This is a genomic window from Streptomyces sparsus (assembly GCF_054776295.1).
Map to the genome: position 1 here is coordinate 1 of NZ_BAAHCA010000009.1, position 12,260 is coordinate 12,260.

Genomic DNA, 12,260 nt, shown 5'->3' on the forward strand with positions numbered 1-12,260 from the left:
CTGGGGACAGGCGCCGGAGCCACGGGGCAGGGCGGAGCGGGTGCGCGGACGAGGACGTGGGGGCATCCCCGGGCGGCACAGGCACGGCACAGGTACGGCACAGGCACGGCGCGGGGCGCTCGGGGTGCGGGGGGCGCTCAGGGCGCGGGGAGGCCGGGGAGGGCCGTTCGGTCAGCCGTTCTTGATGCGGTTGGTGAGCTCGGTGACCTGGTTGTAGATGGACCGCCGCTCGGCCATCAGCGCACGGATCTTGCGGTCCGCGTGCATCACGGTCGTGTGGTCGCGGCCGCCGAACTGGCCGCCGATCTTCGGCAGCGACAGGTCCGTCAGCTCCCGGCACAGGTACATGGCGATCTGCCGCGCGGTGACCAGCACCCGGCTGCGCGAGGAGCCGCACAGGTCGTCCACGGTCAGCCCGAAGTAGTCCGCGGTCGCCGCCATGATCGCCGGAGCGGTGATCTCCGGGGTGGCGTCCTCACCACCGGGGATGAGGTCCTTGAGCACGATCTCGGTCAGCCCCAGGTCGACGGGCTGCCGGTTCAGGCTGGCGAACGCGGTGACCCGGATCAGCGCCCCCTCCAGCTCGCGGATGTTGCGCGAGATGCGGGAGGCGATGAACTCGAGCACCTCGGGCGGCGCGTTGAGCTGCTCCTGGACCGCCTTCTTGCGCAGGATCGCGATCCGGGTCTCCAGCTCCGGCGGCTGGACGTCGGTGATCAGACCCCACTCGAAGCGGTTGCGCAGCCGGTCCTCGAGGGTGACCAGCTGCTTGGGCGGCCGGTCGCTGGACAGCACGATCTGCTTGTTGGCGTTGTGCAGGGTGTTGAAGGTGTGGAAGAACTCCTCCTGCGTCGACTCCTTGCTCGCGAGGAACTGGATGTCGTCGACCAGCAGGATGTCCATGTCGCGGTAGCGGCGGCGGAACGCGTCCGCCTTGCCGTCGCGGATGGAGTTGATGAACTCGTTGGTGAACTCCTCCGAGCTGACGTACCGGACCCGGGTGCCCGGGTAGAGGCTGCGCGCGTAGTGCCCGATCGCGTGCAGCAGGTGCGTCTTGCCCAGCCCGGACTCGCCGTAGATGAACAGCGGGTTGTACGCCTTGGCCGGAGCCTCGGCCACCGCCACCGCGGCGGCGTGCGCGAAGCGGTTCGAGGCGCCGATGACGAAGGTGTCGAAGAGGTACTTCGGGTTCAGCCGCGCGGTCGGCTCACCGGGGCCGGTGGCCGGCGCCGGCTGCGCGGCGAGCGGCCCCGGGGCACCGCTGGGCGCCGGCAGCGCCATCGGCTCGTCGAACCGGGACGGCGGCGGGTTCTGCTGGCGCTGGTGCTGCTCGTAGCCGGGCTGCGGACGCTGCTCGTACGCCTCGTACTTGTCGAAGCCCTCGTAACCACCGGGCTGTGAGGGATAGGGGTCGCGCTGCGACTGCCAACCGTCGCCGTCCGGACGCGGCCAGCCGCCGGGCTGGTGCGGGCGGCGCATGCGGTGCTGCTGCGGCGGATGCGAGTAGTCGGGGTACGCGGGACGCGCCGTCGGCAGCTCCCGCTGGTCCTCGTAGCGCGACTGCTCGTCGTACCTGGGCTGCTCGTCGTACCGCGGATCGTCGAAACGCGGGTCGTCGTAGCGGTGCGCCTGCGGGCGGGGCGGGGAGTGCTGGGGCGGCGGCTGCTCGGAGGAGGGGGCGGGGGCCGGCGCGGGGGCCGGCTGCTGGTCGGGTGCCGGACCGGTGACGGTGACCGCCAACCTGATCGGCTGCTGGCACTCCCGGCTGAGCGCGTCGCTGATCATGGGGGCGAGCCGGCCCTCCAACACGCCCTTGGCGTACTCGTTGGGCACGCCCAGCAGGGCGGTGCCCGAGACGAGTACGAGCGGCTGGCAGTCCCGGAGCCAGCGCTGGTCCTTCGGCTCGATTCCCTGACCTTCGGTGAGCAGTTGCTCCAGCACCCGTGGCCACACTGCGGCAAGATCAGCAGGTACGTCAGCCACAGGGCACGCTCTCTCACTCGCTGGGGGGACACTTTTCACGAAAGTGTGGTTCTCGGGACGCCCGGGAAGGAATCGAAGTTCGCTCACGGTAGTCGTCGCGAGCCAGCCACCTCAAGTTGTTGTCCACAGGGTGTGCACAAATGTGCCATGGTGAACGCGCCGGCCCGTCCAGAGGCGACCCGATCAGCGGTACCGAGTCCCCCGAAGCCGTGGTCGGCCACCGGATCGGTCCGGTTTGACCGGACGGCTCGGCCGCGCGTACCGTAACGAGGTCGAGTTGTCGATGGCTGCTGCCGCCTGCCTCCGATGGGCAAGATCCGCAAGGGTCGGGAAAGCGGTGCAATCGGGCGTTGCGAGCCTCTCGCGGGCGCACGGTGACAGCCAGTCGGCGCCCCACACCTGTCTTGTCGAGAGCCTCGCCGAGACACAGATGACCTCTGGAGCCCCCGAGTGAGCAAGCGCACCTTCCAGCCGAACAACCGTCGTCGCGCGAAGACCCACGGCTTCCGGCTGCGTATGCGGACCCGTGCCGGTCGCGCGATCCTGGCGACCCGCCGCGGCAAGGGTCGCTCCCGCCTGTCGGCCTGAGAACGAGCCGCAGGTCCATGACGTGCTGCCTACCGAGCACCGGCTGAGGCGGCGCGAGGACTTCGCGGACGCGGTACGCCGAGGACGCAGGGCCGGTCGCCCGCGCCTCGTCGTGCATCTGAGCCAGCGAACGGACCCGCACCCGGCGGGGGAGGAAGCTCCCCCGCCGCGTGCGGGTTTCGTCGTGAGCAAGGCCGTCGGCAACGCCGTCGTCCGTAACAGGGTGAAGCGACGCCTGCGCCATCTGATACGGGACCGACTGATGTTGCTGCACGCCGGTAGCCTGGTTGTCGTACGAGCGCTACCCGGCGCGGCGGAGGCGGACCACCACGAGTTGGCCCGTGATCTCGACGCCGCGTTGCAGCGGCTTCTTGGAGGGCCGCCGTCGTGAAGTACCCGTTGCTGTGGTTGATCAAGCTGTACCAGTGGACCGTCAGCCCGATGCTCGGGCCGGTGTGCCGGTACTACCCGTCGTGCTCGCACTACGGGTACGAGGCCGTCAACCGACACGGAGCGGTGAAGGGGACGGCGCTTACCGCGTGGCGCATCCTGCGCTGCAACCCGTGGTCGCCCGGCGGCGTCGACCACGTTCCTGCCCGGAAGCACCCGGTCTGGCATCAGCGGCTGCGCGGCCGCTGGCAGCAGCATCGGACCCAGTCCAACGCCCAAGGAGCCTGATTCGTGGACACGATCCTCGGTCCTCTCTATATCGCTGTTTCCTGGATCATCGTCCAGTTCCACTCTCTGCTGAGCCTCGTCTTCGACGAGGACAGCGGCTGGGCCTGGGGTCTGTCCATCGTGTTCCTGGTGGTCGTGATCCGGATCTGCCTGATCCCGCTCTTCGTGAAGCAGATCAAGGCGACCCGGAACATGCAGGCGCTCCAGCCGCGGATGAAGGCCATCCAGGAGCGCTACAAGAGCGACAAGCAGCGCCAGTCCGAAGAGATGATGAAGCTGTACAAGGAGACGGGCACCAACCCGCTCTCCAGCTGCCTGCCGATCCTCGCGCAGTCGCCCTTCTTCATCGCGCTCTTCCAGGTGCTCAACAAGATCGCGCAGGACAAGCCGGTCGGTGTGCTGGACGCCGAGATGGTGGAGAGCGCCCGGAACGCCCAGGTCTTCGGTGCCCCGATCGCCGCGAAGTTCATGGACGGTGCGGACAAGATCGCGTCGCTCGCCAACGCCAGCCTCATGGACGTCCGCGTCGTCACGGTCATCATGATCGTGATGATGTCGCTGTCGCAGTTCTACACGCAGCGCCAGCTCATGACGAAGAACGTCGACCTCACGGTCAAGACGCCGTTCATGCAGCAGCAGAAGCTGCTGATGTACGTCTTCCCGATCATGTTCGCCGTGTTCGGCATCAACTTCCCCGTCGGTGTGCTCGTCTACTGGCTGACCACCAACGTGTGGACGCTCGGCCAGCAGATGTACATCATCAAGCGCAACCCGACGCCGGGCTCCCTCGCCTACAAGCAGCGGCAGGAGAAGCTGCGGGCCAAGGGCAAGCTCAAGGAGGACCCGGCCGAGGTCGAGGCGCAGAAGGCCGTCGAGGAGGCCCGTGCCAAGCGGGCGCAGCCCAAGCGGCAGACCAAGTCGAAGCGCCAGGCGGCTGCCGCCAACCCGCCCGCGGCAGAGAAGAAGTCGCCGCAGAGCCCCGCCAAGCCCCAGCAGAGCAAGCCCAACATGAGCAAGACTCCGCAGGGCAAGAAGAAGCCGCAGTCCGCGAAGACCAAGAAGTAGAAGGAGTCCTTTCAGTGACGGACACCACCGAAGCCGCTGAGGGCACCGACTCGCTGAGCCACCTCGAGCAGGAAGGCGAGATCGCAGCCGACTACCTCGAAGGCCTGCTCGACATCGCGGACCTCGACGGTGACATCGACATGGACGTCGAGGCGGACCGGGCCGCGGTCTCGATCATCAGCGACTCCAGCGGCAGGGATCTGCAGAAGCTGGTCGGCAGGGACGGCGAGGTGCTCGAAGCCCTCCAGGAGCTGACCCGCCTCGCGGTGCACCGGGAGACCGGTGACCGCAGCCGCCTCATGCTGGACATCGCCGGCTTCCGCGCGCGCAAGCGCGAGGAGCTGACCAAGCTGGGCACCAAGGCCTGCGAGGACGCCAAGGAGAGCGGCGAGCGGATCAAGCTGCAGCCGATGACGCCCTTCGAGCGCAAGGTCGTGCACGACGCCGTCGCGGCGGCCGGCCTGCGCAGCGAGTCCGAGGGCGAGGAACCGCAGCGCTGCGTGGTTGTCCTTCCGTGACAGCGGACCTCGGCGCACCTGACCCCCAGCACCTCCCTCCGCCGCCCGAGGCGGCGGAGGAGGTCTTCGGCGACCGCCTTTCCGACGCGGTCCGCTACGCCGAGCTCCTGGCCGACGCCGGGGTGAAGCGCGGCCTGATCGGTCCGCGTGAGGTCCCCCGCCTCTGGGGGCGCCACCTGCTGAACTGCGCGGTGCTCTCCGAGGTGGTTCCCGCTGGCGTCACCGTCTGCGACGTCGGTTCCGGGGCCGGCCTGCCGGGGATTCCGCTGGCGCTCGTCAGGCCCGACCTCCGGATCACTCTGCTGGAGCCGCTGCTGCGGCGGACGACCTTTCTCCAAGAGGTCGTGGAACTGCTCGGCCTGGACCACGTCACGGTGGTCAGGGGCCGGGCCGAAGAGGTGCTGGGCACACTCACGCCCGTGCACGTGGTGACGGCCCGAGCCGTCGCGCCGCTGGACCGGCTGGCCGGCTGGGGGGTGCCGCTGCTGCGTCCCTACGGTCAGATGCTCGCCCTCAAGGGCGACACGGCCGCTGAGGAACTCCAGGCCTCCCGCTCCGCGCTGCAGAAGCTGGGTGTGCTGGACGCCTCGGTCGTGCAGGCGGGCGAAGGCGTGGTGGACCCGCCGTCCACCATCGTCCGTGCCGAGGTCGGGGAGAGCCCCGGCGGAGTGCGCTTCGCCGCGAAGCGGGCCAAGGCCGCGCGTGCGGGTCGCTCGGCCCGGCGGCGTCGATAGCGTGACTCGGCCGACGGGTGGTTGTCCTACTCGTCGGCCGGTCCGGCCGACGGCGCTCTCTCCATAAGCCAGCGGTGCTTACTCCATAAAAACGTCAAAGCTGCGCATATCGGAGTGTCGTCACGGCACCCGCCAGGGGCGGGTGCATCGTGTTTCACGTGAAACGTCGCTCTCTGCTGCATGGAATCATCAGCCGCGGCCGTTCGGCTGCCGCGCCGCGCGACCGTAAGCGCCGCGAGGATGCCGAACCGCGGAAAAATCGACTGCCCCGTACCCCCGACTTGTCCACAACCGAGGATTTGTCCACAGGGGAGCGGGGCTCAGTGGTTCATGGCCCGGAAAGCATGGCAGGCTTTGAGTCTGCGCACGTGCCTTTCGAGGAGAGTGAACCGTTGCGGTCCGATGCCAACATCGCAGGACCGATGGCCGATCCGGTCCCCGGTCCCCGTTCTGAAGCGGTGGATGTTTCACGTGAAACGCGTGAGACCCCGCCACCGATGGACGACACCCCGATCGGTCGTGCCGCCCAGCAGGCGGTCGAGGCGATGAACCGAGCCGGTGAAGGCCTGCCGCGCCCGCCTCAGACCCGCGTCATGGTGGTCGCCAACCAGAAGGGCGGGGTGGGGAAGACCACCACCACCGTCAACCTGGCCGCGTCTCTGGCCCTGCACGGTGCCCGGGTGCTGGTGATCGACCTGGACCCGCAGGGCAACGCGTCCACCGCGCTGGGCATCGACCACCACTCCGACATCCCCTCGATCTATGACGTGCTGGTGGACAGCAGGCCGCTCTCCGAGGTCGTGCAGCCGGTGCCCGATGTGGAGGGCATGTTCTGTGCCCCGGCCACTATCGATCTTGCCGGTGCCGAGATCGAGCTGGTGTCACTGGTGGCCCGCGAGTCGCGTCTCCAGCGCGCCCTGCTCGCCTACGAGCAGCCGCTGGACTACGTCCTGATCGACTGCCCGCCGTCGCTCGGCCTGCTCACGGTGAACGCCCTGGTGGCCGGAGCCGAGGTGGTCATCCCGATCCAGTGCGAGTACTACGCGCTGGAAGGGCTGGGCCAGCTCCTGCGCAACGTGGACCTGGTGAAGGGGCATCTCAACCCCGAGCTCCACGTCTCGACGATTCTGCTGACCATGTACGACGGCCGCACCCGGCTCGCTTCGCAGGTCGCAGAGGAGGTACGCACTCACTTCGGCAGAGAGGTGCTGCGTACCAACATTCCGAGGTCCGTGCGCATCTCCGAGGCCCCCAGCTACGGCCAGACGGTTCTCACTTATGACCCCGGCTCCAGCGGAGCGCTCTCCTACCTGGAGGCGGCGCGGGAGATCGCCCTGCGGGGCGCCGGCGTACAACAGGATCAGCACAGCTTGGTGGAGGGTACGCAGTGACCGAACGACGTAGGGGACTGGGCCGCGGCTTGGGCGCCCTGATTCCGGCCGCGCCGAGAGCTGCGGACGAGGACGCCATGCCGACGGTCGGAGCGAACGGGGTCACCTCCCCGACCGCGGTGCCGGTACTGCCCCCGGACCGCGGAGTGGCCGCTGCCAAGGTCACCGCCCTACCGGACAGCGGCTGGCAGGAGAGCGACTCCCGGGCCGGCACCGCGCTGGTCGACGAGGAGGTGCCCCCGGCCTCGGGTGAAGCGGCCGGGGCCCACTTCGCAGAGATCGACATCAACGCGATCTCGCCGAACTCGCGGCAGCCGCGCGAGGTGTTCGACGAGGACGCGCTCGCCGAACTGGTCGTCTCCATCAAAGAGGTGGGCCTGCTGCAGCCGGTCGTGGTGCGGCAACTCGCCACCGACGACTACGAACTCATCATGGGTGAGCGTCGCTGGCGGGCCTGTCGGGAAGCCGGGCTGGAGAAGATCCCGGCGATCATCCGCGCCACCGACGACGACAAGCTGCTGCTGGACGCGCTGCTGGAGAACCTGCACCGCGCTCAGCTCAACCCGCTGGAAGAGGCCGCCGCCTACGACCAGTTGCTGAAGGACTTCGACTGCACGCATGACCAGTTGGCCGATCGCATCGGCCGCTCACGCCCCCAGGTGTCGAACACCCTGCGCCTGCTGCGGCTCTCCCCGTCCGTGCAGCGTCGTGTCGCGGCCGGAGTGCTGTCGGCAGGTCACGCCCGGGCCCTGCTCTCCGTGGACGACTCCCAGGAACAGGACCGCCTGGCGCACCGCATCGTGGCCGAGGGACTGTCGGTGCGTGCTGTCGAGGAGATCGTCACCCTGCTGGGATCCAGCCGCCCCAGTGCGGCGAAGGCCAAGGGCCCACGAGCGGGCAAGCGGGTCTCCCCTGCCCTGGACCAGTTGGCTGGCCGGCTTTCGGACCGCTTCGAGACCCGGGTCAAGGTGGACCTGGGGCAGAAGAAGGGGAAGATCGTCGTGGAGTTCGCCTCGATAGAGGATCTTGAGCGCATCCTCGGCCAGTTGGCTCCCGGCGAGGGCCGGGTGCTGGACAAGGCCTCCGACGAGCAGGACGCGGAAGAGGACGGCGAGTAGTTCTCCGCATCCCCCGTGAGCCGACGCCCCGTGGATACGATGGATCCATGGGGCGTCAGCTTGTACCGCTCACACTGGACAATCTGTCGGACCTGCCGAGCGCGTGCCACGGTTGTGTGTTCTGGGAACTGGACCCGGTGAGTGGTAGAGCGGCCGTGCAGGCCGGCCGTCCGGAGCTGGAGAAGGAGGCCTGGATCTCGGCCGTCCTGCTCGAATGGGGCTCCTGCGGACGCGTCGCCTATGTGGACGAGGTGGCGGCGGGCTTCGTGCTCTACGCGCCGCCCGCCTACGTGCCGCGGGCCGGTTCCTTCCCCACCAGCCCGGTCTCCCCCGACGCCGTCCAGCTGATGACGGCCCGGCTGCTGCCTGCCTACCAGGGGCAGGGCCTGGGACGTGTCCTGGTCCAGACGGTGGCGAAGGATCTGCTGAGGCGAGGATGTAAAGCGATCGAGGCCTTCGCCGACGCGCGCTGGCAGGAGCCTTCCTGCGTGCTGCCCGCGGAGTACCTGCGGAGCGTCGGCTTCAAGACGGTACGGCCGCATCCGCGCTATCCGCGGCTGAGGCTGGAACTGCGCTCGACGGTCTCCTGGAAGATGGACGTCGAGCGTGCGCTCGACCAGTTGCTGGGCGCTGTGCACAAGGATCCGGTGCTTCGCCCGCTGTAGACGGCGCGTCGCTGATTCACCGAGCTGCCCGCGTCGCCAAGCTGCCTGATTCGCCGCGTTGCCGTGTTGCCGCGTTGCCGCGTCGCCGAGTCGTTCCGTCGTCTGGAGTGCGCGGGGCGGGTAGCGCTTGCGGCGTCCTCGGGCGAGTGGGGCTGCTGAGGTTTCACGTGAAACGGGCCGCACCCCTCAACAGGGGTGCGGCCCGTTTCACGCGAAACGTGGAGAGCGGATCAGCCGATGAACTCGGCGAGGTCCTTCTCGATCGCGGCCTTCGGCTTGGCGCCGACGATCGTCTTGACGACCTCTCCACCGGAGTAGACGTTCATCGTCGGGATCGACATGATGCCGTACTTGGCGGCGGTGGCCGGGTTCTCGTCGATGTTCAGCTTGACGATGGTGAGCTTGTCGGCCTGCTCGTCGGAGATCGCCTCCAGGGAGGGGGCGATCTGACGGCACGGGCCGCACCAGGCCGCCCAGAAGTCGACCAGGACGGGCTTGTCGCTCTTGAGAACGACCTCGTCGAAGTCGGAGTCGGTCGCGGTCACGGTGGCCATGATGTCTCCTCTGTGTGGTGCGGGTGTGGGGCGACCGTCAGACGGTGGCGGCGGCCTCGGTCTTCTCGGGCTCGGGGGTGTGCTCCGCGGAGTCGGACGTCAGCGCGGCGAGATACCGCTCCGCGTCCAGCGCCGCGGCACAGCCGGTGCCGGCTGCGGTGATGGCCTGGCGGTAGGTGTGGTCCACCACGTCGCCCGCGGCGAACACGCCGGGCAGGCTGGTGCGCGTGGAGGGTGCCTCCACCTTCAGGTAGCCGTCCTTGTCCAGTTCGAGCACGTCCTTGAACAGCTCGGTCCGTGGGTCGTGTCCGACGGCGACGAACAGGCCCGTGACGGGCAGCTCGCTGGTGTCCCCCGTGGTGGTGTCGCGCAGCGTGAGGCTGGAGAGCTTGCCCTCGTTCTGGTGCAGAGAAGCGACCTCGCTGTTCCAGGCAAACTTGATCTTCGGGTCCGCGAAGGCCCGGTCCTGCATCGTCTTGGAGGCGCGCAGCGTGTCGCGGCGGTGCACGATCGTCACCGAGCGGGCGAAGCGCGACAGGAAGGTGGCTTCCTCCATGGCGGTGTCACCGCCGCCGACGACGGCGATGTCGTGCTCGCGGAAGAAGAACCCGTCGCAGGTGGCGCAGTAGGACACTCCGCGTCCGGACAGGGCGTCCTCGTCGGGAAGGTCCAGCTTGCGGTGCTGCGAACCGGTGGCCACGATCACGGAGCGGGCCCGATGCACCGTACCGGCGGAGTCGGTGACGGTCTTGATGTCACCGCTGAGGTCCACCGCGGCCACGTCGTCCGGGATCAGCTCAGCGCCGAAGCGCTCGGCCTGCGACCGCATCTGGTCCATGAGCTCCGGGCCCATGATGCCGTCCTGGAAGCCGGGGAAGTTCTCCACCTCGGTGGTGTTCATCAGGGCACCGCCGGCCGTCACCGAGCCCTCGAACACCAGCGGCGCCAACGAAGCCCGCGCGGTGTACAGGGCCGCGGTGTATCCCGCAGGCCCCGAACCGATAATGATCACGTTACGGACATCGCTCACGGGTGTCTTCCTTCTCTGCCGACGGGTAACGGGTCTGTGGGGCCTTCACCCCCTCCAACGGATCCTAAGGGGCAGGCATTCCCGCTATGTCGGTGTGCACACCGACGGACGAAGGGCTGAGTGCCGCCCGGGTTTTCGGTCCTGTGCCGCAGGCGCTCAGGGGCGGTCGAACGTTTCCGTGCTGAGGACCCTTCCGGGCTCGTTCGGTGCCTCGGAGACGCAGGTGGCCTCGACCACGTAGGCGTCCACCCGACCTGCGTCCCCGGGGTGCGGCAGCACCAGGAGGTAGGCGGCTGTGTCGTCGTACGTCTGTGCCCGAGCGGCCAGCGGCGGCTCGTCGCGGTCGACGCCCTCGCGTACGCAGTACGGCACGCCGGCTGTCCCGCCCTCGCCGCGGAGCGGTGAGGTGGTCTCGGTCTGGGCGCCCACCTCGGGTGCCTCTTTCGGTTGCGGCAGCGCCCCCTCGGTGCCGTCCTCCGTGGACTGGGCCAGCAGTGCGTGGACCTGCTTCTCCAGCTGGGCGGCGGAGAGTCCGTCGGAGGACTCCGCGACGGACCGACCGGGGTCGGAGGCCTGCTCCTCTGACCCGCGGTCGGACGACAGCAGCCCGGGCAGGAAGAGTGCACCGAGCGAGAACGCCGCGACGGTACCGGCGACGGCGAGCAGGGCGGCGCGTCGCCGCCGGGAGGGACGGCGCTGCGATCGACCGGGGCCGGCCCCCGCTGACGGGCTGGTGGAGGCCGGACGTCGTGTTTCACGTGAAACACGGTCGGTCCCGACGTCCTCGGTTTCACGTGAAACACGACGGGCTCCGGAGGTGGCTCCGGTGCTGGAACCGGTAGTGACCCGGGCGGCACCTGCCGGCGCGGTACGCGGCGTGACGGAGTCCGGCGCGGTGGCGTCCAGTAGCGCTTCGGCGGCGAGCGCCGCGTCGATGCGCCCGGTGATGTCCTCGGGCATCCGCGTCGGGCCCGGCAGGGTGCCCAGGGCGCTGCGGATCTCCTCGAGGGAGCTGCGTACGTCCTCGCACAGGGAGCAGTCGGACAGATGACTGCGCACGGTGGCTGAGCGGTCCGGGGACAGCAGACCCTCGGACAGTGCGGAGATCTCGGCGACCTCCGGGTGGTCGTCGGTGCCGAACATCGCGAAAGACGCGGTCATGTGGGTCCACCTCCGCCCTTCACGGCTCCGGTTCCTTCAACACCTTTCGGCGGTGGGACGGATGTCCCCTGCGTCCGGTTCCTTCCCCTCTCCTTGCCGGAGCTACCCTCCGGTCGCAGATGGCCCAGCAGTGGCAGCAGACGGGCTCTCCCCCGGGCGCAGCGGCTCTTCACCGTGCCGGTGGGCACGTCGAGGATGCGGGCGGCCTCGGCGACCGGATAGCCCTGCATGTCGACCAGGACCAGGGCGGCACGCTGCTCGACGGGCAGTTCGTCGAGGGCCTCGACGAGCTGCCGGTGCACGTCCTGGCGCTCAGCCGGCGCGGCGGCCGACTCCTCCGGTTCGAGAAGTTGCTCCAGCCGTTCGGAGTCGTCGGTGAGGGAGGTGCGGCGCGAGGCGATCTTCCTGGCACGGTCCAGGCAGGCGTTCACCGTGATGCGGTGCAGCCAGGTGGTGACGGCGGACTGGCCGCGGAAGGTGTGCGCCGCACGGAAGGCGGACACCAGCGCGTCCTGCACGGCGTCGGCTGCTTCCTCCCGGTTGGAGAGGGTCCGCAGTGCCACCGCCCAGAGTCGGTCCCGGTGCCGACGGACGATCTCGGCGAAGGCATCGGGGTCACCCGCGACGTGCTGGGCGAGCAGGTCCGCGTCGCTCACCCGTACCTCGTCCGACGGGCGACGTGAGTCGGGCGGGGACGCGGGGCGGGGTGAGCCGGTGGAGCCCCGGACCGGGCCGGGGCTGTGCGGAGGAGAAGAGTCGTCGCGGGTCACGTTCG

14 protein-coding genes are annotated in these 12,260 nt (G+C 69.1%); 9 read left to right on the forward strand and 5 right to left on the reverse strand.

Features of this window, described 5'->3' with window-relative positions; translation table 11 throughout:
* Positions 1-171 precede the first annotated feature (171 nt).
* Positions 172-1,983 carry a chromosomal replication initiator protein DnaA gene (dnaA, locus tag ACYVE9_RS01665; protein ID WP_461025865.1) on the reverse strand — a complete coding sequence of 604 codons (1,812 nt, stop codon included), beginning with the start codon at positions 1,981-1,983 and terminating at the stop codon, positions 172-174.
* Between the two features lie 450 nt (positions 1,984-2,433).
* Here dnaA and rpmH point away from each other — a divergent pair, with 450 nt between their 5' ends.
* The 9 genes from rpmH to ACYVE9_RS01710 all read left to right on the forward strand — a co-directional run bounded on the left by rpmH (position 2,434) and on the right by ACYVE9_RS01710 (position 8,740).
* Positions 2,434-2,571: a 50S ribosomal protein L34 gene (gene rpmH, locus ACYVE9_RS01670; protein ID WP_030990579.1), complete on the forward strand. Its 138-nt coding sequence runs from the start codon at positions 2,434-2,436 to the stop codon at positions 2,569-2,571.
* Positions 2,572-2,593: 22 nt separating this feature from the next.
* On the forward strand, positions 2,594-2,962 hold the full coding sequence (rnpA, locus tag ACYVE9_RS01675; protein ID WP_461025866.1) for a ribonuclease P protein component: 369 nt from the start codon (positions 2,594-2,596) through the stop codon (positions 2,960-2,962).
* The gene (gene yidD / locus ACYVE9_RS01680; protein ID WP_461025867.1) at positions 2,959-3,249 is read left to right on the forward strand and encodes a membrane protein insertion efficiency factor YidD; all 291 of its coding nucleotides are present in this window, start codon (positions 2,959-2,961) and stop codon (positions 3,247-3,249) included. Before rnpA ends, yidD begins: the two co-directional genes overlap by 4 nt.
* A gap of 3 nt (positions 3,250-3,252) precedes the next feature.
* Positions 3,253-4,314, forward strand: coding sequence for a membrane protein insertase YidC (yidC, locus tag ACYVE9_RS01685; protein WP_461025868.1), 1,062 nt, complete (start codon positions 3,253-3,255; stop codon positions 4,312-4,314).
* A gap of 14 nt (positions 4,315-4,328) precedes the next feature.
* Positions 4,329-4,832: a Jag family protein gene (locus tag ACYVE9_RS01690; protein WP_461025869.1), complete on the forward strand. Its 504-nt coding sequence runs from the start codon at positions 4,329-4,331 to the stop codon at positions 4,830-4,832.
* Positions 4,829-5,566: a 16S rRNA (guanine(527)-N(7))-methyltransferase RsmG gene (gene rsmG, locus ACYVE9_RS01695; RefSeq protein ID WP_461025870.1), complete on the forward strand. Its 738-nt coding sequence runs from the start codon at positions 4,829-4,831 to the stop codon at positions 5,564-5,566. The genes ACYVE9_RS01690 and rsmG overlap by 4 nt, the downstream gene beginning before the upstream one ends.
* 344 nt (positions 5,567-5,910) lie before the next feature.
* Complete coding sequence (locus ACYVE9_RS01700; protein ID WP_461025871.1) at positions 5,911-6,957, forward strand: ParA family protein; 1,047 nt, start codon at positions 5,911-5,913, stop codon at positions 6,955-6,957.
* A complete protein-coding gene (locus ACYVE9_RS01705) occupies positions 6,954-8,075 on the forward strand; it encodes a ParB/RepB/Spo0J family partition protein (protein ID WP_461025872.1) in 1,122 nt (373 codons plus the stop codon). The genes ACYVE9_RS01700 and ACYVE9_RS01705 overlap by 4 nt, the downstream gene beginning before the upstream one ends.
* Before the next feature lie 47 nt (positions 8,076-8,122).
* Positions 8,123-8,740, forward strand: coding sequence for a GNAT family N-acetyltransferase (locus ACYVE9_RS01710; protein ID WP_461025873.1), 618 nt, complete (start codon positions 8,123-8,125; stop codon positions 8,738-8,740).
* 230 nt (positions 8,741-8,970) lie between these two features.
* Here ACYVE9_RS01710 and trxA read toward each other — a convergent pair whose 3' ends face one another.
* From trxA to sigM, 4 genes are all read right to left on the reverse strand, one after another.
* Positions 8,971-9,294 carry a thioredoxin gene (trxA, locus tag ACYVE9_RS01715; RefSeq protein WP_461025874.1) on the reverse strand — a complete coding sequence of 108 codons (324 nt, stop codon included), beginning with the start codon at positions 9,292-9,294 and terminating at the stop codon, positions 8,971-8,973.
* A 37-nt stretch (positions 9,295-9,331) separates the two neighbouring features.
* Positions 9,332-10,324 carry a thioredoxin-disulfide reductase gene (gene trxB, locus ACYVE9_RS01720; RefSeq protein WP_461025875.1) on the reverse strand — a complete coding sequence of 331 codons (993 nt, stop codon included), beginning with the start codon at positions 10,322-10,324 and terminating at the stop codon, positions 9,332-9,334.
* Positions 10,325-10,480: 156 nt separating this feature from the next.
* Positions 10,481-11,485, reverse strand: a complete 1,005-nt coding sequence (locus ACYVE9_RS01725; RefSeq protein ID WP_461025876.1) for a hypothetical protein — start codon at positions 11,483-11,485, stop codon at positions 10,481-10,483.
* Positions 11,482-12,141, reverse strand: coding sequence for an RNA polymerase sigma factor SigM (sigM, locus tag ACYVE9_RS01730; protein WP_461025877.1), 660 nt, complete (start codon positions 12,139-12,141; stop codon positions 11,482-11,484). Before sigM ends, ACYVE9_RS01725 begins: the two co-directional genes overlap by 4 nt.
* Between the last annotated feature and the right edge of the window lie 119 nt (positions 12,142-12,260).